Here is a 21,211-nt window from a genome sequence, read left to right as displayed (position 1 = left end):
GGTGGTATTTCATGTGCGCCTCACCGTTCAGATCGCCGTGAATCCGCCGTCCACGGGCAGGGCGATACCATGGATGTTGGATGCGGCGGGAGAGCAGAGGAAGAGGATTGCCCCCGCAACTTCGTCAAGCCTGCCCATGCGTCCGGTAGCAGGGTAGGCGGTTGCCATGCGCGCCTCCCACTCTTCGGGGGTGAAACGGTCCCTGAAAGCCAGCGCCATCTCGGATTCATGCGCGGCGGGGCAGATCGCGTTTATCCGCACGCCCTGTCGCCCGTGGTCGATCGCTGCGGCGCGCGTCAGCCCTACGACTGCGTGTTTGGCCCCAGTATAGGCAATGGAGCCCGGCCCCCCAACGATACCGTTTTTCGACGAGACGTTTACGATGCATCCGCCGCCACGTGCGATCATCCGTGGAATGGCTTCGCGCATGCCAAGCCAGACACCCTTGGCATTGACGGCAAAGACGGCGTCGAACTCTTCTTCGGTGATGTCGGTCGCGGTGGCGCCGCTTGCGCCGAGACCGGCGTTGTTGATCAGGATGTCCGGGCCGCCATGCTGGGCCTCGATGCGCCCGAACAGATCGACCACGTCGGAGGTCACGCCCATGTCGGCAGTCAGCGCGAACGCGGTCCCGCCCGCTTCCGAAATGGACCGCACGGTTTCGTCCAGTGGCGTCTGCCGGCGGCCCGAGACAATGACGGTTGCTCCGGCGCCGGCAAAGGCGGAGGCCGTTTCGGCTCCGATACCGGACCCTCCGCCGGTGACCAAGACCGTCGTTCCCGAAAACTCATCCGCCCACATTGGCGGTCTCCTTCAGTGCGCCAAGAACCTCGGCGGTATCCGCGCCCAGCGGGCGATCAATGTCCGGTGCTTCTGCCGCGAGGCCTTCCAGCCTGGGGTGCGGCGCGGCATAGGCGGTTCTGCGACCGCCGATGGTGCCCTGTCTCACGCTGCCGCGTGCCAGGACATGCGGGTCCGAGATCAGCCGGTCGAGATCGGTCACGGGCGCGACCGGAATGCGGCGAGCCACAAGCGCGTCGATCACCGCAAGCTGCGGCAGTCCGCCAATCCAGCGGGCGACGGCGGCGTCGGGGTCGTCGGCGCCGTCCCAGTTCGCCAGTTCGGTCATGTCGTTCAGGTGCCGAGGCGTCGAGGCCGACAGCACCACATGGCCGCCATCCGCGGTCCTGTAGGTGTTGCGGATGCCCGTCGTCCCTAGCCGTCCGCTCATGCGTCCAGGGGAGTCGCCCGGTTGCCACGCCGCCAGCGCACCCGAGATCGCCGTCAGCACCGGTTCCCACAGCGATGCGTCGATTTCCTGGCCACCGCCGCCGCCCATGTCACGACCGTACAGCGCGGCCAGTGCGCCCATGACCGCGCTCATCGCGCCGATCGCGTCGCCCAAGGCGACCGAGGCCAGCATCGGCTTGTCTTCCGGCCGACCGGTGAGATGTGTCAGGCCCGCGAACCCTTCGCCGATGGTGCCGGATCCGGGTCGGTCCGCGTAGGGCCCCGTCTGGCCGAAGCACGAGACCGACAGCATGATGAGCTTCGGGTTCATCGTGTGCAGCCTGTCCCATCCGATGCCCCGTTTCTCCAGAACGGAGCGCGGGAAATTCTGCACGATGATATCGGCGGTCCGGCAAAGCTGGCGCAGTGTCTCGCATCCTTCAGGGCTGCGCAGGTCGAGGACCACCGACTTCTTGCCGCGCCCGACCGCCGCCCACATGCCCGTGCCACGGAACCCGTCGCCATCGGGCGGTTCGATCTTGATCACTTCGGCGCCGAAATCGCCAAGCAGCGTTGCCGCGAACGGCGCCGCGTACAAAGAAGCAATGTCCAGGACGCGGATACCGTGAAGGGGGGGCTTTGCGTTCGTCATGGTGCCTTCCAGGTGCCGGTGCGATAGGCATCGCGCAGCGCGCGTTTGAGGATCTTGCCGTTTTCCAGCCGCGGCAGATCGTCGTCGAAGACGATCAAGCGCGGGATCTTGAAACCGGCGATGCGCGAACGAAGATGCGTGCGCAGCTCGTCCTGCGACATCGGTTCGGTCGTGGTGACATGTGCACAGACGCTTTCGCCGAACTCCGGGTCCGGGATGCCGATGACCGCCGCATCGACGACCAGCGGATGCGACAGGATCGCAGCCTCGATCTCAGCCGGGTAGATATTGACGCCGCCAGAGATCAGCTTCTCGACCATGCGGTCGCAGATGTAGAGGAAGCCGTCATCGTCGAGCCATCCCAGGTCGCCGGTGGCGAAGCGGCCGTCAAGACCTGCGGCCGCGCGCTTTTCGGGATCGCCGTGATAGGTGAAGTCCGGGGTGCCACGCATCACGCCGTAGACCTGACCGACTGCGCCGGGGGGCAGGGGCTCGTCCGCCTCTCCGTGGATACGGACTTCGCCCGTCGCGAAGGGCCGTCCAACCGAACCGGGGCGGGACAGCCAGTCCTCTGGGCCGATCATCGTCAGCGCGCCGGTCTCGGTCCCGCCGTAGCTTTCCCAGATAACCGGACCGAGCCAGTCGATCATCGCCCGCTTCACATCTTCCGCGCAGGCAGAACCGGAGTGGATCAGGAATTCCAGCGACGTCGTGTCGTAGCGGTTGCGCACCTCGGCGGGCAGGCGCATCAGGCGGACCATCATTGTCGGCACGAGGTGGGTGTGCGTGATTTGGTGCCGTTCGACCAGGCTCAGGAACTCCTCCGCATCGAAACGCTCCATAACCGTGACGGAGGCCCCGGCCCCGAAGTAGGTCATTGAGACGGCCAGCGAGAACAGGTGGTATTGGGGGCCCGTCACCAGCGCCCGCGCTCCGGGGCGCGAGGGGTAGAGCACCCGCAGCGCTGCCGCGCGGGCGTCGATCTCCCGCTGGTTCTGCGGCAGGCGGCGCACGCCCTTCGGTTTCCCGGTGGTACCCGACGTGTAAATGATCGAACTTTCCAGCCCGCGGCCCTTGCGGGTTTGCGACACGGGTGTCCGCACAAGGGTTTCGTAATCCAGCCGCGCCGATCCCGTTTCGGGCGACAGCGATATCCGGCGGACATGCGGCGCAAGTGCATCGCCGACACTGTCTAAGAGGGAGCCGGTTCCGACGAGCGCCTTTGCTGCGCAGTCGTAAAGGATGTACTCGATTTCCGGCGGCGCCATGTGCCAGTTCAGCGGCACGACGAAGCCGTCGAGCGCGCGCATCGCCAATTCGACCTCGAAATGCGAAAATCCGTTGGGGGCAAGATGCGCCACCGCGTCGCCGGCCCCGACGCCTAAAGTGGCCAGGGCCTCGGCGAGGGACTGCGCCCGGGCACGGATGTCGTCTCCGGACCGCGACTGCGCTCCGATCCGCACGACCTGACTTGCGTGCGCATCGGTCCGCGGAGAGTCTGGTCTTTGCGTCTGGGCCGGATCCGGAGCGGACACAGCCGCCCCGGATCGCGTACCGGCAAATCCGGCCCCGTTCATGCCGCCGCCGTTTCCGTGTCCGCCACCTGGGGAATTGCCCGCGTGGTTGTGAGGCAGGTGCCCCAGGAATGCAGCATTGCCGCGTGCAGGCCACCCATGCCGCCCGCCACCATGAAGAATACCTCTTCGGGCTTCTGGATCAGATGGACACGCCCGTTCTTCAGGCGCCCGATACGCTCTATCGGTTCCTTGTAGACCGGATCGAGGAAGTCGATTGGGATCGAGGCGTAATCGTACAGTTTCTGCTGCACGTCTTCGGGGTTCGGATAAGCTTTGCCGACCACCTCGGCCCAAACCGGATTGATGGCGACCAGAACCTCGGACCATTGCGACGACGGCAGGAACCCGTTGGCCCCCGGATAGGCGAGGCTTTTGCCGATGATCTGGAGGAAATGGTCGGCGGTGTTGCCGATCATATCGCAGATGTTGGCGGTGCCCATCGCTCCGTAGACCGTCACGGCGTCCCCCTTGACGCCCAGCCGTTCGGCCAGCGGCGCCCAGGGGGACTTCTCTTCCCATTCGCCGAAGACGATGCCCGCGACGCGGCCCGGAGTGCCGTAGGTGCTTTGCGAGGTCACGTCGATCTGCTGGCCGGCCACGTTGCGGATCAGCAGGCGAATCGCCCGACCGATGGCTGGCGCGTGACCGGCAACACCGCCAAGGCACCCGGCGCCGAAGGGGATCTTCAGCTTGTGTCGGATCGGTCCGTTGATGATCATGGCCGGCACGACGGACCCCGTCGTGGCGTTCAGCGAGGCAAGCTCGAATTTCGGATCGGTCATGGCCTCGACCGTGGCGATCAGAAGCGGCATCGCCTCGGGCGGCGCGCCCGCCATGACCGCGTTGATCGCGATTTTCTCGACGGTGGCCTCGGCCCGCAGCGGCAGCATGACGGCAACCACCTCGTCCGGGAACCGCCCGCTCTGCGCAATCATCCCTCGGACCCGCGCCTCGGTCGGCGGGATCAGTGGCAGCCCGTCACCCCACCCCTGCTCCATTGCAAAGGCATTGAAGGACTCGTGAGTCAGCTCTGCCTCATGCCGCTGGCTCGACAGCCAGTCTATCTCGCAACCCGAAGGTCCGCAGGAACGGTCGATAGTGGTCTTTTGCAATGTCATGAACTTCAGCCTTCTGACGGATGTCGAGGGGGTAGGGCAGGATGTGGCGGCGCAGGGCGGACTCGCCGCCGCGGCGGGCGAGGTTCTGCGACAGTTCGTCGAAGTGCCGGGTGGCGACCGCCACGGTCGGCAAGCCTTTCTTTTTGCCCCAAAGGGCGTCGTGAATTGTCCAGGAAGTACAGGAGCCGCAGTTCGCCAAGCCTACGACGAAGGCGTCGAGCTCGTCGGTGAACTCGTCGAGTTCCCGGATCACCTTTTCGCCCACCGGCCCCGTGCGACCGCCCGCGCGCCAGAAGCGCACTTCGGCGCCTTCTTGGCGCAGCATCTCTGCCCAGATCTCGCTGACCCAGTCCCAAGACCGCCAGAGTTCATCGACGCGGAAACCAATCACGGCGCCTTTCAGGCCGGGCAGAGGCGGCCCGGCGTCTTCGTTGTCGTCCGTTCGGAAACCGGTCGGATCGAGGACGTAGCCCTTTGTCATGGTTCGGATCCCTTTCTGCGGGTTGATCGGCTCTTACGACCCGAATCTACATGTTACATGTAATATGCATAATGGGAGCAGTTTGGTCCGTCAACGTTTTTTAAGGCGTTTCCAGATTATGGGCCGGTCGCCTTCGAAGAGGGCAAGGCCAGCTGGCCGCGCATATGCGCAGTTGCCGCTGTCCCGTCGCGGCAGATGTTCGTTGCGCCTTCCTCGGCCGCCGACGCAAGGTGCCGGGCTCCCGGCAACCTTCACTCGAAAAGGGCGAACCGCGCGCGTAGAATTGCCTCGGCTTCCGAGACCATCCGCTCAATCAGGACCTCGCAGGTCGGAATGTCGTGGATCAAGCCGGCGGCAAGGCCGGCCGTCCAGACACCGGCATCGAGATCGCCGCCCTCGTAGACCTTCCGTCCCCGTGCCCCCGCGATGAGCGGTGCCACGTCGCCGATGGCCAAATCCGGGCCGCGGGCCTTCTCGACGTCGCGCACTTCCTCGGCCACAGAATTCCTGAAATATCGTGCCGTGTTCCGCAGGGGGCGCAGAAGGTGCACCGTGTCCAGTTCGCTCGCCTCGACGATGCGGCGCTTCACATTCTCGTGGATCGGCGCCTCGGCCGTCGCCATGAAGCGCGTGCCCATGTTCACGCCATCGGCGCCCAGCACCAGCGCCGCGGCAAGGCCGCGGCCGTCCGCGATGCCGCCCGAAGCCAGAAACGGTATCGACAGGCCGTCCGCGGCGCGCGGCAGAAGGATGAGGTTCGGCACGTCGTCCTCGCCCGGGTGCCCGGCGCATTCGAATCCGTCCACGCTGACTGCGTCCACTCCAATTCTTTCGGCCGTCAGCGCGTGGCGCACCGAGGTGCACTTGTGGATCACCTTGGCGCCTGCGGCCTTGATTCGTTCCATGTAGGGCTCGGGACTGCGCCCCGCTGTCTCGATCACGGTGACGCCTGCATCCAGCGCCGCGGCGAGGTAGTCGTCATAGGGGGTCTGCCGCAACGTCGGCAGGATCGTCAGGTTCACGCCGAAGGGCTTGTCGGTCATGCTGCGGCAACGCGTAATCTCGGCTGACAAATCTTCCGGCGTGGGCTGGGTCAGGGCGGTGACGATCCCCAGCCCTCCGGCGTTGGACACCGCAGCAGCCAGCTCGGCCCGCCCGACCCATTGCATCCCGCCCTGCACGACGGGGTGGCGGATGCCGAGCAGCTCGGTAATGCGGGTCCTCACTGCGCAGCTTCCATCATGCGGGACAGCATGTGCCCGGTGTAACGGGAAAGGTTGACGTCCCGGCTGCCGAACATCGCATCGGTGACAAGCAGCCGCTTGTGGTATTGGCCGACCTGGTATTCTTCGGTGATGCCATAGCCGCCATGCAGCTGGATGCCCTGCTGCGTCGTCCACCGGCCCAACCGCTGCACCAGCGCCTTGCACCCGGCCACCTGCGCGGCGCGCTCAGCCGAAGGCGCCCCAAGGAAAGAGAGCGCCCGCAAAACCGCGGACCGGGCGATGGTCAGGTCGGCCGCCATGTCCGCCATCCGATGCTGCAAGGCCTGGAAGGATGAAAGGGGCACGCCGAACTGCCGCCGCTCGCTGATGTAGGGCGCGGTGACCTGGATCGTGCCGTCCATTGCGCCCACGCATTCGGCGCACAGCATGGTCACCGCCTCGTCCCGCGCCGCCGCAAGCGCATGCGCCATGGCATCTCCCGAGGCGATCCGTTCGGCGATGGCCGAGGTGAACCGCAGGTCGAGGCCCGACGTCCAGTCGGCTAGCCGGGTCCCTTCCGTGGTGACACTCTCGCTGTGGCGCGCGAGGCGGAACAGGCCCAGGCTGCCGTCCGGCAGGCGGGCGGTCACCAGAAGGACATCGGCGTGATCCCCGCCCACCACCAGAGACTTGAGGCCGTCCAGCCGGAATCCGCCGCCTTCGGGGGACGCGGTCACGGCGATGCGGGTCACATCGCCCCGCGCATCCGGCTCCGAATGGGCAACTGCGACCAGCTTTTCCCCGGAGACGATCTTTTCGATCAGGTCGGTCTGACCGCCAATTCCGACCAGCAGGCGCGCCGGAAAGACCGCGCACATCGTGAACGGTTCCAAGACCTGTCCCCGGCCCAGCGTCTCGGCGATCAGTGCAACGTCCTCAAGCGTGCCGCCGAAGCCGCCCGCCTCTTCGGACAGGCCAAGGCCGAACCAGCCCAGTTCGGCCATCTGCCCCCAGACCGTGCGGTCCAGCGTGACACCGGCTTTTGTGGCCTCGCGGCGTTTCTCGAACGGGCAAATCTCGGTAACGAAGCGGTTTGCGCCGTCCAGGATCATGCGCTGCTCGTCGGTGAGGTCGGGGCTGGCTTCCTCGAACATCGGATGTCTTCCTCAGAATCGGAACAGGGTCTTGGCGATGATGTTCCGCTGCACTTCGTTGGCGCCACCGTAGATCGAAGCAGCACGCCGGTAGATCAGCTCGGCAAAGAGGCCCGGCGCATAGTTCGGCCCCGCATGTGGCATGTCCCGCATCTCGGGTTCCTCGTTGGTGTCGGGATAGGCATAGGCCCCATAGTCGCCGATCGTCTCGACCAGAAGATCGGTCAGCTTCTGAGCCAGTTCCGTTCCGCGGACTTTCAGAATCGAGCCGACGGCATTGCCGCCGTTGCGCTCAGTCAGGCCGTGGGCGATCACGCGGCTCACGGTCATGTCCACCGCCATGACCTCCAGCTCCAGTTCGGCCAGACGCGTGGCGAAGGTGCAGTTTTCGATAAGTGGCCGGCCATCCACAGTCTCGCGACGGGCATAGGTCTTGATCTTGGCAAGGTAACGCTTCAGCGACGGCGCCTCCGCGCCGTAAAAGGCGCGTTCGTTGAACAGCAAGTATTTGGTGTAGTCCCAGCCCTTGTTCTCTTCGCCGACGCGGTTCGAAACCGGCACGCGCACATCGTCGTAAAAGACCTCGGTAAGGTGGTGTGAGCCTTCGAGGCTCTCTATTGGTCGGATCGTCAGGCCCGGCGTCTTGACGTCGATCAGGAAAAACGAGATCCCGGCCTGCTTCTTCGCCTCCGGGTCGGTGCGGGCCAGCATGAAGTTCCAGTCGCCGAATAGCCCGTGCGAGGTCCAGATCTTCTGACCGTTGATGACATACTCGTCGCCTTGCCGAACCGCCGTGGTGCGCAGCGAGGCAAGATCGGACCCGGCGGAGGGTTCTGAAAACCCCTGAATCCAGAACACCTCGCCATTGCGGATCGGCGGCAGGAATCGATCCTTCTGCTCTTGGGTGCCGAAGGCCTGTATCACCGGCGCGACCAGTCCGACGCCGCCAATGTTGATGGTTGGGGCGCCCGCCAGATAGCATTCCTCGTCGAAGACATATCGCTGCATCGCGCTCCAGCCCGGACCGCCGTGTTCCTCTGGCCAGTGCGGCACCGACCAGCCCTTTTTGGCAAGGATTTGCTGCCAGCCCAGCGAGTCCTCGCGGGCGGCCAGAAAGCCATTGCGGCCGCGGTGTGCCATGTCGTCAGGCAGATTCTCTTTCAGGAAGTCGCGTACCTCCTGCCTGAAATCCCCGATTTCGTCTGGTGTGGTCGCGCTCACGTGCGGGCCCCCGGATTTGCGGTTCTGTGAACGATGATCGACCGGGTGGGCGGCGATTGCCACGGAGGCACGACGTTTTCCACGGATGTGTTGGGGCGCCGTCGCGCCCATCGGAAGTGAAGGCCCGGTTTCACGCGTCCGCATCCAGCTGCGGTGCGTCGAGTGACAGGTCGGCGGGCTGGTTCCGGAACCGGATCGGGGTGCCGACATGACGGGTCCCGTCGGGTGCCGTCAGGATCAGGCCACGCGCGACGATCTGCGGATCGACCAGCGCCTCGGGCAGTGAATTGACCGGCCCCCAGCACAGGTCCAGCCGATCGCAAAGCGCGCCTGCCTCCGATGCCGTCATTTCGCCGAAGGTTTGCGTCAGCAGCGCGAAGACCGGAGCCTGGTGCGGGCCGGGGCTTTGACACAGATCGGCGAGGTCCGTCCGGCCGAGATGCCCGAGAAGCGCGGTCACGAACTTCGGTTCCTGCCCGGCGAGGGCGATCTGCCGACCATCGGCGCAGTCGTACAGCGCGTAGAACGCGGCGCCGCCGGTGGTCCTCTCCTGGCGCGGGTCGGGCTGACGGTCTTCGGTCAGTGCCGGCGGCAGGATGTTGAGCATTGAGGCGAGAAGCGTCTCCTGCATCGAGATGTCGAGAAAGTCGCCTTTACCCGTCCTTTCGCGTCCGAGCAGGGCCATCAGCACGCCCGACAGGCCGAAGAGTCCGGCGGTGACATCCGACACGGGGATCGCGGGGATCGTCGGGCGGCCGTCCGAACCGAGGTTCATCGAGAGGAAACCCGTCGCTCCCGCCAGACCAAGGTCGTGTGCCGGTCGCGCCACGTCCGGGCCGTCCTGTCCGAAGGCGCTGATCGAGCAATAGACGATGCGCGGGTTACGGGCGCTAATCGTGTCGTAGTCGACCCCCAGCCGTCTGGCGACACCGGGCCGCGCCCCCTCGACGATCACGTCCGCGTCGTCGGCCAAAGCAAGGAACCGCGCGCGGTCCGCCGGATCCTTCAGGTTCAAAGCAAGGCTGTCCTTGCCGCGGTTGTAAGCCCGGAAGAGCGCAGTATGCCCGCCTTGCGCGAGTCCGGTCTGGCGATAGGCGTCCCCGCCGGGCGGCATCTCTATCTTGGTGACCTGAGCGCCGTGATCGGCAAGCGCCAGCGTCAGGAAAGGGCCGGGAATGAAGCTGGTAAGGTCCAGCACCTTGAGTCCCTCTAGCTGTCCCATGTCAGCGAAAACTGATCGTGTGGCCGCCATCGGCGTGAATGGTCTGCCCGTTGATGTAGCCGCCCGACGGCGAGGCAAGCAGCACCGCAAGGCCCGCGATCTCTTCGGGCTCGCCGAAGCGGGCCGAGGGATTGCGGCCGCAGTACCACTCCACCATCGCCCCGTCTTCCCATTGGGTGCGCGCCATCTCCGTCCGGAAGGTTCCCGGTGCGATGCAGTTTGCGGTAATCCCCTTCGCCCCGAATTCGCAAGCAAGGTTGCGCACCATCTGCATGTCGGCGGCCTTGGTCAGCCCGTAGGTGCCGGTCACGGCGTCACCCACGCGGCCGACGATCGAACCCACCGAGATGAACCGGCCCCAGCCGCGTTCGATCATGCCGGGAAAGGTGCCCTGCACGAGCCAGAGGCTGGACAGCACGTTCACCTGCATGAACTTGTCGAAAGTCGCGTCCTCAAGCTCCAGCGCGCTGCCGATCCACGGGTGGATGGCAGCATTGGCCATGACGATGTCGACGCGGCCCCATGCGTCGATCGCGCGCCCGACCAATGCATCGATCTCGTCCTTGCGGCCGATGTTGCAGGGCTGGGCTATGGCCTGGCCTCCCTCTGCGCGGATCTGCGCAGCCGCCTCGTCGCAGGGAGTCGACTTGCGGCCGGAGATCACCACTTTGGCGCCATGCTCGGCCAGCCCGCGGGCGCTGGCTAAGCCCAGCCCGCGGGACGACCCGGTGACAATGGCGACCTTCCCGGTCAGGTCGAAGAGTTTGGACGGCATGGTTGACCTCGTGACGACGGCTTCGGACGACGCGGACGTTAGGAGCGCGTGTCGCTGGCGAGGAAGGCCCCGGCCGACTTCATCACATATGCGCAGAGTGTGGGCTCGCGGGCCCGTTTCGTCTGCTGGTCGCTGGACGACAGCCGTTGACTGCGCACATCAAGGGCGATCCACGCGCCCTTCGCGCACAAAAGACCGAGGTTTCCCATGTCCCGCCGCGCCGCCATTGTCGCCCCTCTCCGCTCTCCCATCGGCCGTTTCGGCGGTGCGTTCCGTGATCTGCCAGTCGAGGATCTGGGCGCGGCGGTGGTCCGGGCGGTGATCGCGCGCAGCGGCATAGACCCGGGCGCCATCGAAGACCTCGTCTTCGCCCAGTCCTATGCCAATTCCGAGACGCCCTGCATTGGACGCTGGCTGGCTCTGTCGGCCGGACTGCCTGAGACCGTGCCCGGAATGCAGTTGGACCGGCGCTGCGGCGGCGGACTGCAGTCAATTGCCACGGCGGCGATGATGGTGGAGAGCGGCGCCTGTGACGTGGTTTTGGCGGGCGGCGTCGAAAACATGAGCCGGATCGAGTACTACTCGACCGACATGCGCTGGGGCGCGCGCGCCGGGACAGTGAAATTTTACGACCGGCTGGATCGTGGACGCGAACGCTCGCAGCCCGTTGAGCGCTACGGTGTGATCTCGGGCATGGTCGAGACCGCCGAGAACCTGGCGAAAGATCACGCGATCACCCGGGAGGCGTCGGATACCCTCGCCGCGGCAAGTCACCGCAAGGCAGCCGCCGCATGGGTCGAGGGTCGCTTCGACGACGAGGTCGTGCCCGTCGAGGTGCCGCAGCGAAAGGGCGATCCCGTCGTCGTGGCCCGCGACGAAGGCATCCGCCCGGAAACCTCGGCCGAGAGCCTGGCAGGGCTGCGTGCCGTCATGAAGGATGGCACCGTGACGGCCGGAAACGCCAGCCAGCAGAACGACGCGGCGTCTGCCTGCCTGATCGTGGCAGAGGAGCGGCTCGAGGCTCTTGGTCTGAAGCCCATCGCATTCTTCGGCGGCTGGGCCGCCGTCGGGTGCGATCCGGCGCGCATGGGTATCGGCCCGGTGCCCGCGACAGCGAAGGTGCTGCAGAAATCCGGGTTGAGCCTTTCCGATTTGGATCTGATCGAGGTCAACGAGGCATTCGCGGCGCAGGTTCTTGCAGTGCTGAAGTCCTGGGATCTGGACGCCAACGATCCCCGGGTCAATGTCAACGGCTCAGGGATCTCGCTGGGTCATCCCATCGGCGCCACGGGCACGCGCATCATGACGACGTTGCTGCACCAGATGAAGCGGCAGGGGGCAAAACGCGGACTGGAGACCATGTGCGTCGGCGGCGGTCAGGGCATGGCCGCGATTTTCGAGGCAGCCTGATGATCGAGACACGAATTACCCGTCTTTTCGGCATCCGTCACCCCATCGTTCAGGGCGGGATGCGGCATATCTCTCGCGCCGATCTAGCGGCCGCCGTCTCGAATGGCGGCGGGCTGGGGCTGATCGCGGTCCACAGCTTCTCCGGCCCTGACGCGCTATTGGCCGAGATCGACAAGGCCCGGGCGCTGACCGACCGACCCTTCGGTGTCAACCTGACGATCATTCAGAACATGCGCGGGGCATCTCCGGACGACTACGTCGCGGCCATTCTGGAGAGCGGCGTCAGGATCGTGGAAACCTCGGGCGCCAATCCGGGCAAGTACATTCCCAGGCTCAAGGCAGCCGGAATCACGGTGGTGCACAAGTGCACGTCCGTCCGTTTCGCCCGAAAGGCGGAGGAGCTCGGCGCGGACGCCGTGACGGTTGTGGGGTTCGAGGGGGCCGGTCATCTTGGCCCCGACGACGTCCCGGCCCTCGTTCTCGTCCCGCGCATCCTCGAGACGGTGTCGATTCCGGTCATCGCAGCCGGAGGAGTCGCGCGCGGCACACAGGTCGCGGCGATGCTGGCTTTGGGCGCCGAGGGCGTGGCGATGGGAAGCCGCTTCCTGTTGACACAAGAGGCCCACATGCACGAGGCCGTGAAGGAACGCGCGCTCGCGGTCGATGAACGCGGGACGCGGGTGATTCTGCGCTCCATCGGGGATCCGACGCGCGCGATCGCAAACCAGATGGCTGATCGCGTATTGAAGATGGAGGCCGAAGGCGGCCACCTGCACGAAGAACTGGTCTCGACCGGGGGCGGAACGGCCTGGATCGACGCTTCGGAACGCGGCGATGCGGAGGGGGCGGCCTATGCTATCGGACTGTCTGCGGCGTTGATCGACCACCTTGAACCCGCGGCGGAGGTCGTCGCCCGCGTCGCCGCCGAGGCCGAGGACACGATCAGGGGGCGCCTCGCGGGGCTTGTCCGGCCGGATCCGGATTAATCCAGGAGCAGAAAGGAAGCACCGGCACGGTGACTGTGTATCGGGAAGCATCCGGCATAAGGACGGCGGCGCTGCTGGCGACAGGATAGGTCGAGTCCGGCTGGGCGGCGCTTATGCTGGCGAGCGGGCTGGATGTCCGCGTCTGGGTCCGCCGCGCCGAAGCCGGCGCAGACCTGCGCAATGCAGTCGCCCAGATGTGGCCGGACCTTCAGACGCAGGGGCTGGACCCCGGTGCCGACCCCGCGCGGCTGACTGTCGCCAGCAACATGGAAGAAGCGCTTGAGGGCGCCGATTTCGTGCAGGAGAACGCCGCCGAGGATGCCGCCCTTAAAGCGGATCTCTTCGCCCGCGCGGATGCGCTGCTGCCTGCGGACGTGCTTATCGCCTCGTCGACCTAGTCCCTGTCGGTCTCCGGCATGCAGGAGAAATGCCGTTTCCCCGGTCGTTGTGTTCTGGGCCATCCGTTCACGCCGACGCACCTCATGCGGCTGGTCGAGGTCGTGGGCGGCGAGAGGACAGATCCAAAAGCCGTCGATGCAGCGATCAGGACCTATGCACATTGGGGCCGTGTGCCGGTACGCCTGAACCGCGAGATCTACGGCCACATTGGCAACCGGCTTGCAACCGCGCTCTGGCGCGAGGCGGTACATCTCCTGGCCGAAGGCGTTGCCACGGCCGCGGAGATCGACCGGGCGGTAGTCGAGGGCCCGGGCCGCAAATGGGCTCTGACGGGACCGTTCGAAAGCTATGCCCTGTCGGGCGGCGATGGTGGCATCCGGCGGTTCCTGGAACCCTTCTCTCCCGGTATCCAGCGCCGCTGGGACGACCTTGGTACGCCGCAGCTGGATGCGGAGACCCGGGCCCTTATTGCAACGTCGGTCGAATCCGCTCTCACGGGCACGTCGGGGCGGCAACGGCAAAGGGAACGCGCGCGCCGACTGGTGGCGCTGTCGCGGCTTCTGGATAGTGGTGACCGTGAATCCTGATCAGAAAGCCGACACGCATGTGTGTTTTCGCCGCAAACAGTGTCCCGAACGGTCCGGACTGCGAAGAAGTGATGCATGCGCAGCGCCTGCGCACGAAACCGAAACGGAGGATCCGACGTGACACTCAATAAGAAGACAATCGCCCTTGCCGCCGCCAGCGCGGCGCTGACTGCGGCCCCGGCCCTTGCCGATACGCTGATATACGGGAGCGCCCTGCCGTCGATCCACCAGGCGAACACCGTAGTCGTCGAACCCTACGCCGAGGCTGTGGCCCAGGCGACAGACGGCGAGGTCGATATACAGCTGACCGCCGGGGGCGCGCTGGCCGGGAACCGCGAAACGCTTGGTGCCGTGTCAGACGGCGCGCTTGATATGGGGCTGATCACCGATTTTTACACACCGACCGAGTTGCCCAACTCGACCATGATCTCGGACCTGGGTGTCTTGGGCAAGGACGCCCGGGTGATCACCGCTGCGGTGAACGAGAACCTGCTCATCGCCTGCAAGACCTGCAAGGCGGACTACGAAGAGCTCGGCATCGTGCCGATGATGATGTATTCCACGACCCCCTACCACGTTATGTGCAAGGGCGTGGACGCGAATGCGCTGGCAAACCTGAAGGGCGTGAAGATCCGGGCCACCGGCGCGATGGGTCAGCTGATGGCCGGTATCGGTGCCAACCCGGTGAACCTTCAGACAACAGAGGCCTACGAGGCGATGCAGCGTGGGTCGATCTCGTGCATTGCCGGTTCGATTCCCTGGCTGAAGACCTACCAGCTTGGCGACATGGTAACTTCTGTCAACATGATGGCCTTGGGGACGTTTCACGGCACCCTGCCGTTGAACATCAATGCCGACCGCTGGGCCGAACTGAGCGACGAACAGCGCGCTGCGATGATCGAGGCGATCCCGGCGCGGGTCAGGGCCATCGCCAAGTCCTATGAAGATGACGACATTTCGGTCCGGGAGGATTTCGAGGCGAAGGGCGTCAGCTTTGTCGAGGCGGACCAGGCGTTCATCGACGCCGTGGAAGCCCATGCCGCCAGCGACGTGGAGCGTGTGGGCGAGGCCGCCGGTGATCGGGGCGCCGTTGATCCCGAAGCCAGTATCGCCGTATTCCAGGGCCTTGTCGAAAAGTGGACCGGGATCGTGAACGACATCGGCGAAGGTGCGTGGGACGAAGCCCAGTGGGACGCCTACGAACAGAAGATCCGTGAGGAGATCTACGAAAAGGCAGAGTTCTGAGAGCTCGGCATCAAAGGCTCTGAATGGCCGCCTCCCGGCGATGGAGGCGGCCTCTTCATTGTACGATCACCCCGGAAGCCTGCACTAGGGCAAAGGACTGCGGGCGACCTACCGCGCGTGGGCGAGGTCGTCCTGCAACTGCACCTCGGTCAGGCGGCGGGCGTCCTCGATCCAGTCGCACAGGACCGGGCGGGTCTCGATCGGGTCGAGAATGTCGGGAATGCCGAACCGCTCGGCCGTGCGGAACGGCGAATGCAGTGCATCGTAATGCACCTCAAGTTCGGCCTGACGGGCGGCCGGGTCCGCCGATGCGGCGATCTCGCGCCGAAAGGCGGCAGAGACCCCGCCCTGGACCGGGAGCGACCCCCAGCGGGCCGTCGGCCAGGCCAGACGGTGGTTGATCGATTGCCCGTTCCGCCCATGCTTGCGGCCGTGCAGGCCGCCTGCAACACCGTAGACCCGGCCGACAATGATGGAGATCCAGGGCATCTTGCTGCGTTCGATAGCCTTCAATGCTTCGACCGCGGCGAGCAAGGCGCCGGTATTCTCGGCTTCTGGCCCCACGAGGTTTCCGGGCTGGTCGACGAAATTCACCACGGGCAGGCGGAACTGGTCGCACAGCTGCACGAAGCGTGTCGTTTTTTGTGCTGCCACCAGAGACATCGCGCCGGAAAGCACCTGCGGATCGTTGGCGATGACACCGACCGGCACCCCGTTGAGCCGCGCCAGCATGGTGATGGTCGAGCCGCCGTGATGCCGGCCGATCTCGAAGATCGACCCGAGGTCAAGCACCCGGTCGAGCAGCACCCGCATGTCATAGCCTTGCCGCCTGTCCTCGGGGACAAGATGGCGCAGGACCGGCTCCGCCCGGCCGGGATCGTCGTCCGGCTGGACGCAGGGCGGAAGCTCTCGGTCGTGGGTCGGAAGGTATGAGAGAAAATCGCGGGCCTGCGCCAGGGCGTCGAATTCGTCCTCGGCGGCGTTGTGGACCAGTCCGGTGCGGTGAACGTGTACGGCAGCACCGCCGAGCGCTTCCTTCTCGGTCTCGATGCCAAGCGCGGCGCGCACCACCGGCGGCCCCGAAACGAATAACTGGGACGTCCCGCGCACCATGACAGAAAAATGCGAGGCCATGACACGCACCGCCCCGAGACCTGCGCAGGCGCCGAGGCAGATGCCGACCACGGGCACGCGGTCCATGAGTGGCACCACAGGCCATGTAGGGTATCCGGGGACCGGCGCGTAACCGACCTGCTCGATGGTCCGGATCGAGCCGCCTGCCGTGTCCACAAGCCGAACCATCGGCAGGCGGTATTCCAGCGCATAGCGCTCGGCATAGATCCATTTCTCGGGGATCGTCGCCTCAACCGAACCGCCGCGGATAGTGGCGTCGTCAGCCGAGACCGCAACGCGCCGCCCGTCGATGCGGCCAGTCCCCATCACCGTGTTCGACGGCGTGAACGCATCGTCTTCGGCTTTGCCCGACAGCCCGCCCATCTCGCGGAAACTGGCGGTATCAAGAAGCATCTCGATCCGCTCCCGCGCCGTCAGACGCCCGCGCGAATGGTGTCGATCGATGGCATCGGATCCGCCCATGCCGGCCGAGGCCGCGCGGCGCCGGGAAAGCTCTTTCAGCGCCTGCTTCATGCCTCTGGCACCGGGACCGGCGCTGCCGGCCGCGATGGAAGGATCATGGGCAAGGGCGGTTTTCTCATCGGGCTTCGCGGGGTCGCGGTCGGGCATTCGGGGTCATGAGTCCTGTCTGTTCCCTGCAAGCCTGCCATGGCGACGGGACCGCTTCGACGCCGAGCGGTGCAGGCGTCACATATGTGTTTCCGGCGCCTCGAGCACGTGCGCCGTGGCTCCGCGGTGCTACGCATGATTCAACCAAAGGGTAGGATCGCACCCGATGACAGATGCACCTGTGAAGCTGCGCGATGCGGCGACGATCGTTTTGAGCCGGCGCGACAGCGACGGCACCCCGCGTGTGTTGATGGGCCAGCGAGGCAAAGGCGCCGTCTTCATGCCGAACAAGTTCGTATTTCCGGGCGGAGCGGTGGATGCCGGCGACGCCAATGTTCCGCTGGACGGAGAGGTCGATTCCCGCAGCAGGGACAGGCTCCACCGTCACGCCGATGCCACACTGGTACGGGCGCTTCAGGTCGCGGCCGTGCGCGAGCTGTGGGAAGAGACAGGGATGATGCTGGGTGTTCCCGGTCGTTGGAGCGGCACGGTCCCCGCGGACTGGGCTGCCTTTGCCGACATGGGCAAGGTGCCATCGGCCGCAGGGCTCAGCTTTCTCTACCGCGCCGTGACGCCTCACGGCCAGAAACGTCGGTTCGACGCGCGCTTCTTCTGGGCAGACGAGGCGGCGTTGCAGGGCAATGAGGACTTCCGCGATGCGCCGGGTGAGCTGTCTGCGCTCAGCTGGGTCAGCCTCACCGAGGCACGCGCGCTTGACCTGCCGATGATTACGCACCGTGTGCTGCTGGAACTCGAGGCGCGAATGACTGACCCGGACCCTGCGCGCAAGGTGCCCTTCTTCGATGGCGAAGTGCGCGCGTTTTCTGAAATCGACTGAAGGACACGAACTCCATGAACTGGACAGATCGCGGCCATTTCATAAACGGACGGTGGACAGGGGGGCGCGGAGGCACGCCCGTCGAGAACCCCTTTGAAGAGACCACGTTCGCGCAGATCACAGCCGGCACAACCGGGGATATCGATGCCGCTGTTGCTGCCGCACGGGCCGCATTTCCGGGCTGGGCCGCGACGCCCCCCTTGGAGCGTGCGGCACTTGTCGCGCGGGTTGCCGACGGCCTCAAGACAAGGATGCCCGAACTGGCTGAGGTGATCGCAACAGAGGTCGGCACGCCGATCAAGATCGCCGGGCCCGTACAGGTCGGCCTGCCAATGACCAACGCCGCCGGAACGGCAAAGGCAGCAGAGAGCTATGCCTGGGAACGCGAGATCGGCAATTCGCGCGTCGTGATGGAGCCGGTCGGTGTCGTCGCCGCGGTGACGCCCTGGAACTACCCGCTCCACCAGGCCGTGGCCAAGGTGGCTCCTGCGATCGTTGCAGGCTGCACAGTTGTCCTGAAACCGGCTGACCTGGCACCGTTGAATGCTCTGATGCTGGCCGAGATCTTCGAAGCGGCAGGGGCGCCACCGGGTGTCTTCAACGTGGTCACGGGGCCCGGGCGCGTGATCGGCGAACACCTTGCCACGCACCCGGGTGTCGACATGTTGTCCTTCACCGGCTCGACGGGAGTGGGCGGGCGGCTTGCCGCGTTGGCGGCGCGGGACATTCGTCGGGTGTCGCTGGAACTGGGCGGAAAGTCCGCCGCGGTGGTGCTGGACGATGCCGAGTTGGAACCGGCGGTGAAGGCCACGGTCAATGCCTGCCTCCTGAACTCGGGCCAGACGTGCTCGGCGCTGACGCGCCTGATCGTGCCCGCGGGGAAGATGTCCAAAGCGGCCGAAATCGCCGCAGCTGTGGCGGGCCGCATGGTACTGGGGGATCCAATGGATCCGGGCACGCGGCAGGGTCCGGTGATCTCGTCCGGTCAGCGAGACGGCATACGGCAGATGATCCGTGCCGCCGAAAGCGAGGCGCGGCTGGTCGCCGGCGGCTCCGACACGCCTGAGGGTCTGAGCCGCGGCTATTTCGTCCGGCCGACAATCTTTGCCGAAGTCCACCCGGACTCGGCGCTGGCGCAGGAAGAGGTATTCGGTCCGGTGCTCGCCATTTTCGGTGCCGACGACGAGGATGACGCCATCGCCATCGCCAACAACTCGCGCTACGGGCTGTCAGGCGCGGTCTGGTCTGGGGATCGCGACCGCGCAGAGCGTGCGGCACGGCGGATGCGCACCGGACAGGTCGAGATCAACGGCGGACGGTTCAATCCGGCAGCACCGTTCGGCGGTTTCAAGCAGTCGGGCTACGGTCGCGAGATAGGCGTGTTCGGGATCGACGACTTCGTTGAGCCGAAAGCCCTGCAGTTCTAGGGTCAATTCTCGAGGACGACGGGAGCGTAGTCCGGAAAAGGCCTTCCGGCTGTCGCTCTCAAGACGCCGACATGGCCAGGCCTTCGAGGTACCGCTCGGCATCGAGCGCCGCCTCGCAGCCCGAGCCGGCGCTGGTCACGGCCTGCCGGTAGATGTGATCCTGAACGTCTCCGGCAGCAAAGACGCCCGGAACGCTTGTGGCGGTCGCGTTGCCGTTGCGGCCGCCCCGCGTGACGATGTAACCGTCTTCCATCTTGATCTGGCCGTCGAAAAGACCGGTATTGGGTCTGTGCCCGATGGCGATGAAGACGCCGCGCAGCGCGATGTCCTCAACCGCAGGACTTTTCGTGTCCGCGAGGCGAAGGCCGGTGACGCCCTCATCGTTTCCCAGCACATCCTGCACCGTGCGGTTCCACTTCAAAGCGACCTTCCCTTCAGCAGCTTTCCGGAACAGGCGGTCATGCAGGATCTTTTCACCGCGCAGCGTGTCCCGGCGATGAACCAGCGTGACATGGCGCGCGATGTTCGTCAGGTACAGAGCCTCTTCGACCGCCGTGTTGCCACCGCCGACGACGGCGACGTCCTGGCCGCGAAAGAAGAACCCGTCACAGGTGGCGCAGGCCGAAACGCCCTTGCCCATCATGGCCTGTTCGGAGGGCAGCCCGAGATATTGCGCCGACGCTCCGGTGGCGATGATCAGCGCGTCGCAGGTGTAGGTCCCGTAATCCCCGACGAGACGCAGCGGGCGGCTGGTGAGATCCGCCCGGGAAATATGATCGTGAACATACTCCGTCTCGAACCGTTCCCCGTGGCGCTGGAACCGCTGCATCAGGTCCGGACCCTGCACGCCGTCCGCATCTGCGGGCCAGTTGTCGACATCGGTCGTCGTCATCAACTGGCCGCCGCTTTCCAGGCCGGTTATGACAAGCGGTGCCAGGTTGGCGCGCGCGGCGTAGATTGCGGCGGTATGACCCGCCGGGCCAGAGCCGAGAATGATCAGGCGAGAGTGACGGACATTCATTGAAACCTCGTTTAGTGGTGGCCTCGACGGCAGTGAGCATGGGACTTCAGTTGCGCACATGCCGATTTTGCGACGTGCACGTGTGCGCCGGTCTGACGGTTATTCGCCCCTGAAGACAGGCTTCGTCTTCGTGGCAAAACCGTTGACCGCTGCTGCATAATCACCCGACAGCATCGAGACCGTCTCGAGCGCAATGGAAGCGTCAAAGATCAATTCGAATTCGCGTAGAATCGACTTCTGAACTGACAGTTTGGTCCATTGCACGGCCAGCGGGGGCAGGGTGGCCAGTTCCTCGGCCAGCTTCATGGCGGCGCCAATGCACTCTTCGGCGGGCACCACATGGCGGACCAGACCCATTTCCCGGGCTTCCGTCGCCGAGACAAGCTTGCCGCGCATCAGCAGTTCCTTGGCGATGGCGGGTCCGACAAGCGCCGGCCAGATGACCGCCCCGCCGTCGCCCGCTACCAGCCCTACCTTCACGTGAGTGTCCCCCAACCGCGCTGAATCGGACATGACCACCACGTCGCCGGCCAGGGCCATCGTCGCGCCAAGGCCCACCGCGTCGCCATTGAGCGCAACAACAAGGGGCTGCGGAAGGTTGAGGATCGAAGCCAGCAATGACTTGGCCATCAAAGGCACCTTGGCCGCCTCGCGAAATCTCAGCGCCGGATCTTCGAGCCTCTCGAGCATCGCCTTGATGTCGCCCCCGGCGGAAAAGGCCCGCCCGGCGCCGGTCAGGACAACGGCACGGACGGTCCTGTCCTCGCCCAACCGGCGGAAGGCATCCGGCATTTCTTCATGAAGTGCGTCGTCAACAGCGTTCAGCTGATCGGGGCGGTTCATCTTGACGATCGCGATCTCGCCGCGGCGCTCGATCGAGAGGGCTTCGTATGTCAAGTCTGTCATGGTTCGGTCCTTTC

At 65.5% G+C, this 21,211-nt stretch carries 19 protein-coding genes and 1 pseudogene; 7 read left to right on the top strand and 13 right to left on the bottom strand.

Going from position 1 to position 21,211, the window contains the following annotated elements:
- Positions 1–27: 27 nt before the first annotated feature.
- The 10 genes from BM075_RS08870 to BM075_RS08825 form a co-directional block, all read right to left on the bottom strand.
- On the bottom strand, positions 28–801 hold the full coding sequence (locus tag BM075_RS08870) for an SDR family NAD(P)-dependent oxidoreductase (protein WP_093360304.1): 774 nt from the start codon (positions 799–801) through the stop codon (positions 28–30).
- The gene (locus BM075_RS08865; protein ID WP_093360303.1) at positions 788–1,882 is read right to left on the bottom strand and encodes a CaiB/BaiF CoA transferase family protein; all 1,095 of its coding nucleotides are present in this window, start codon (positions 1,880–1,882) and stop codon (positions 788–790) included. The genes BM075_RS08870 and BM075_RS08865 overlap by 14 nt, the downstream gene beginning before the upstream one ends.
- Positions 1,879–3,345, bottom strand: a complete 1,467-nt coding sequence (locus BM075_RS08860) for an AMP-binding protein (RefSeq protein WP_218152841.1) — start codon at positions 3,343–3,345, stop codon at positions 1,879–1,881. Before BM075_RS08860 ends, BM075_RS08865 begins: the two co-directional genes overlap by 4 nt.
- 110 nt (positions 3,346–3,455) lie before the next feature.
- The gene (locus BM075_RS08855; RefSeq protein ID WP_218152840.1) at positions 3,456–4,577 is read right to left on the bottom strand and encodes a hypothetical protein; all 1,122 of its coding nucleotides are present in this window, start codon (positions 4,575–4,577) and stop codon (positions 3,456–3,458) included.
- Positions 4,495–5,058, bottom strand: a complete 564-nt coding sequence (locus BM075_RS08850; protein WP_093360300.1) for a UGSC family (seleno)protein — start codon at positions 5,056–5,058, stop codon at positions 4,495–4,497. The genes BM075_RS08855 and BM075_RS08850 overlap by 83 nt, the downstream gene beginning before the upstream one ends.
- A 251-nt stretch (positions 5,059–5,309) precedes the next feature.
- The gene (locus BM075_RS08845; protein ID WP_093360299.1) at positions 5,310–6,284 is read right to left on the bottom strand and encodes an NAD(P)H-dependent flavin oxidoreductase; all 975 of its coding nucleotides are present in this window, start codon (positions 6,282–6,284) and stop codon (positions 5,310–5,312) included.
- Positions 6,281–7,417 (bottom strand): acyl-CoA dehydrogenase family protein, encoded by a 1,137-nt coding sequence (locus BM075_RS08840; RefSeq protein ID WP_093360298.1) that lies wholly within the window; start codon positions 7,415–7,417, stop codon positions 6,281–6,283. The genes BM075_RS08845 and BM075_RS08840 overlap by 4 nt, the downstream gene beginning before the upstream one ends.
- A 12-nt stretch (positions 7,418–7,429) precedes the next feature.
- The gene (locus BM075_RS08835) at positions 7,430–8,638 is read right to left on the bottom strand and encodes an acyl-CoA dehydrogenase family protein (protein WP_218152839.1); all 1,209 of its coding nucleotides are present in this window, start codon (positions 8,636–8,638) and stop codon (positions 7,430–7,432) included.
- Positions 8,639–8,768: 130 nt separating this feature from the next.
- Positions 8,769–9,860 (bottom strand): CaiB/BaiF CoA transferase family protein, encoded by a 1,092-nt coding sequence (locus BM075_RS08830; protein WP_177208296.1) that lies wholly within the window; start codon positions 9,858–9,860, stop codon positions 8,769–8,771.
- Between the two features lies 1 nt (position 9,861).
- On the bottom strand, positions 9,862–10,635 hold the full coding sequence (locus tag BM075_RS08825; protein WP_093360295.1) for an SDR family NAD(P)-dependent oxidoreductase: 774 nt from the start codon (positions 10,633–10,635) through the stop codon (positions 9,862–9,864).
- Between the two features lie 207 nt (positions 10,636–10,842).
- Here BM075_RS08825 and BM075_RS08815 point away from each other — a divergent pair, with 207 nt between their 5' ends.
- The 5 genes and pseudogenes from BM075_RS08815 (at position 10,843) to BM075_RS08795 (ending at position 15,262) form a co-directional block, all read left to right on the top strand.
- A complete protein-coding gene (locus tag BM075_RS08815; protein WP_093360293.1) occupies positions 10,843–12,045 on the top strand; it encodes an acetyl-CoA C-acetyltransferase in 1,203 nt (400 codons plus the stop codon).
- Positions 12,045–13,031: an NAD(P)H-dependent flavin oxidoreductase gene (locus BM075_RS08810; RefSeq protein ID WP_093360292.1), complete on the top strand. Its 987-nt coding sequence runs from the start codon at positions 12,045–12,047 to the stop codon at positions 13,029–13,031. The genes BM075_RS08815 and BM075_RS08810 overlap by 1 nt, the downstream gene beginning before the upstream one ends.
- Positions 13,032–13,138: 107 nt before the next feature.
- Positions 13,139–13,606: pseudogene (locus BM075_RS08805) on the top strand (3-hydroxyacyl-CoA dehydrogenase NAD-binding domain-containing protein); the annotation flags it as partial.
- Positions 13,601–14,017, top strand: a complete 417-nt coding sequence (locus BM075_RS08800) for a 3-hydroxyacyl-CoA dehydrogenase family protein (protein WP_281244930.1) — start codon at positions 13,601–13,603, stop codon at positions 14,015–14,017. The pseudogene BM075_RS08805 and the gene BM075_RS08800, both read left to right, overlap by 6 nt.
- Before the next feature lie 117 nt (positions 14,018–14,134).
- Positions 14,135–15,262 (top strand): C4-dicarboxylate TRAP transporter substrate-binding protein, encoded by a 1,128-nt coding sequence (locus tag BM075_RS08795; protein ID WP_177208295.1) that lies wholly within the window; start codon positions 14,135–14,137, stop codon positions 15,260–15,262.
- 108 nt (positions 15,263–15,370) lie between these two features.
- On the opposite strand, the gene BM075_RS08790 is transcribed toward BM075_RS08795, so the two are convergent.
- On the bottom strand, positions 15,371–17,005 hold the full coding sequence (locus BM075_RS08790; RefSeq protein WP_245758791.1) for an acyl-CoA carboxylase subunit beta: 1,635 nt from the start codon (positions 17,003–17,005) through the stop codon (positions 15,371–15,373).
- 166 nt (positions 17,006–17,171) lie between these two features.
- On the opposite strand from BM075_RS08790, the gene BM075_RS08785 reads away from it, so the two are divergent.
- Together BM075_RS08785 and BM075_RS08780 are read left to right on the top strand one after the other, a co-directional pair.
- On the top strand, positions 17,172–17,843 hold the full coding sequence (locus tag BM075_RS08785; protein WP_093360288.1) for an NUDIX hydrolase: 672 nt from the start codon (positions 17,172–17,174) through the stop codon (positions 17,841–17,843).
- Between the two features lie 14 nt (positions 17,844–17,857).
- Positions 17,858–19,270, top strand: coding sequence for an aldehyde dehydrogenase family protein (locus tag BM075_RS08780; protein WP_093360287.1), 1,413 nt, complete (start codon positions 17,858–17,860; stop codon positions 19,268–19,270).
- Between the two features lie 58 nt (positions 19,271–19,328).
- On the opposite strand, the gene trxB is transcribed toward BM075_RS08780, so the two are convergent.
- Positions 19,329–20,291, bottom strand: a complete 963-nt coding sequence (gene trxB, locus BM075_RS08775) for a thioredoxin-disulfide reductase (protein WP_093360286.1) — start codon at positions 20,289–20,291, stop codon at positions 19,329–19,331.
- Positions 20,292–20,390: 99 nt separating this feature from the next.
- Complete coding sequence (locus tag BM075_RS08770) at positions 20,391–21,197, bottom strand: enoyl-CoA hydratase/isomerase family protein (RefSeq protein WP_093360285.1); 807 nt, start codon at positions 21,195–21,197, stop codon at positions 20,391–20,393.
- Between the last annotated feature and the right edge of the window lie 14 nt (positions 21,198–21,211).

Origin of the sequence: Tropicimonas isoalkanivorans (genome assembly GCF_900112335.1) — a bacterium.
GTDB classification, from domain to species: domain Bacteria; phylum Pseudomonadota; class Alphaproteobacteria; order Rhodobacterales; family Rhodobacteraceae; genus Tropicimonas; species Tropicimonas isoalkanivorans.
Note: the sequence above shows the minus strand (reverse complement) of the source record. Positions and strands in the feature narration are given on the sequence as shown.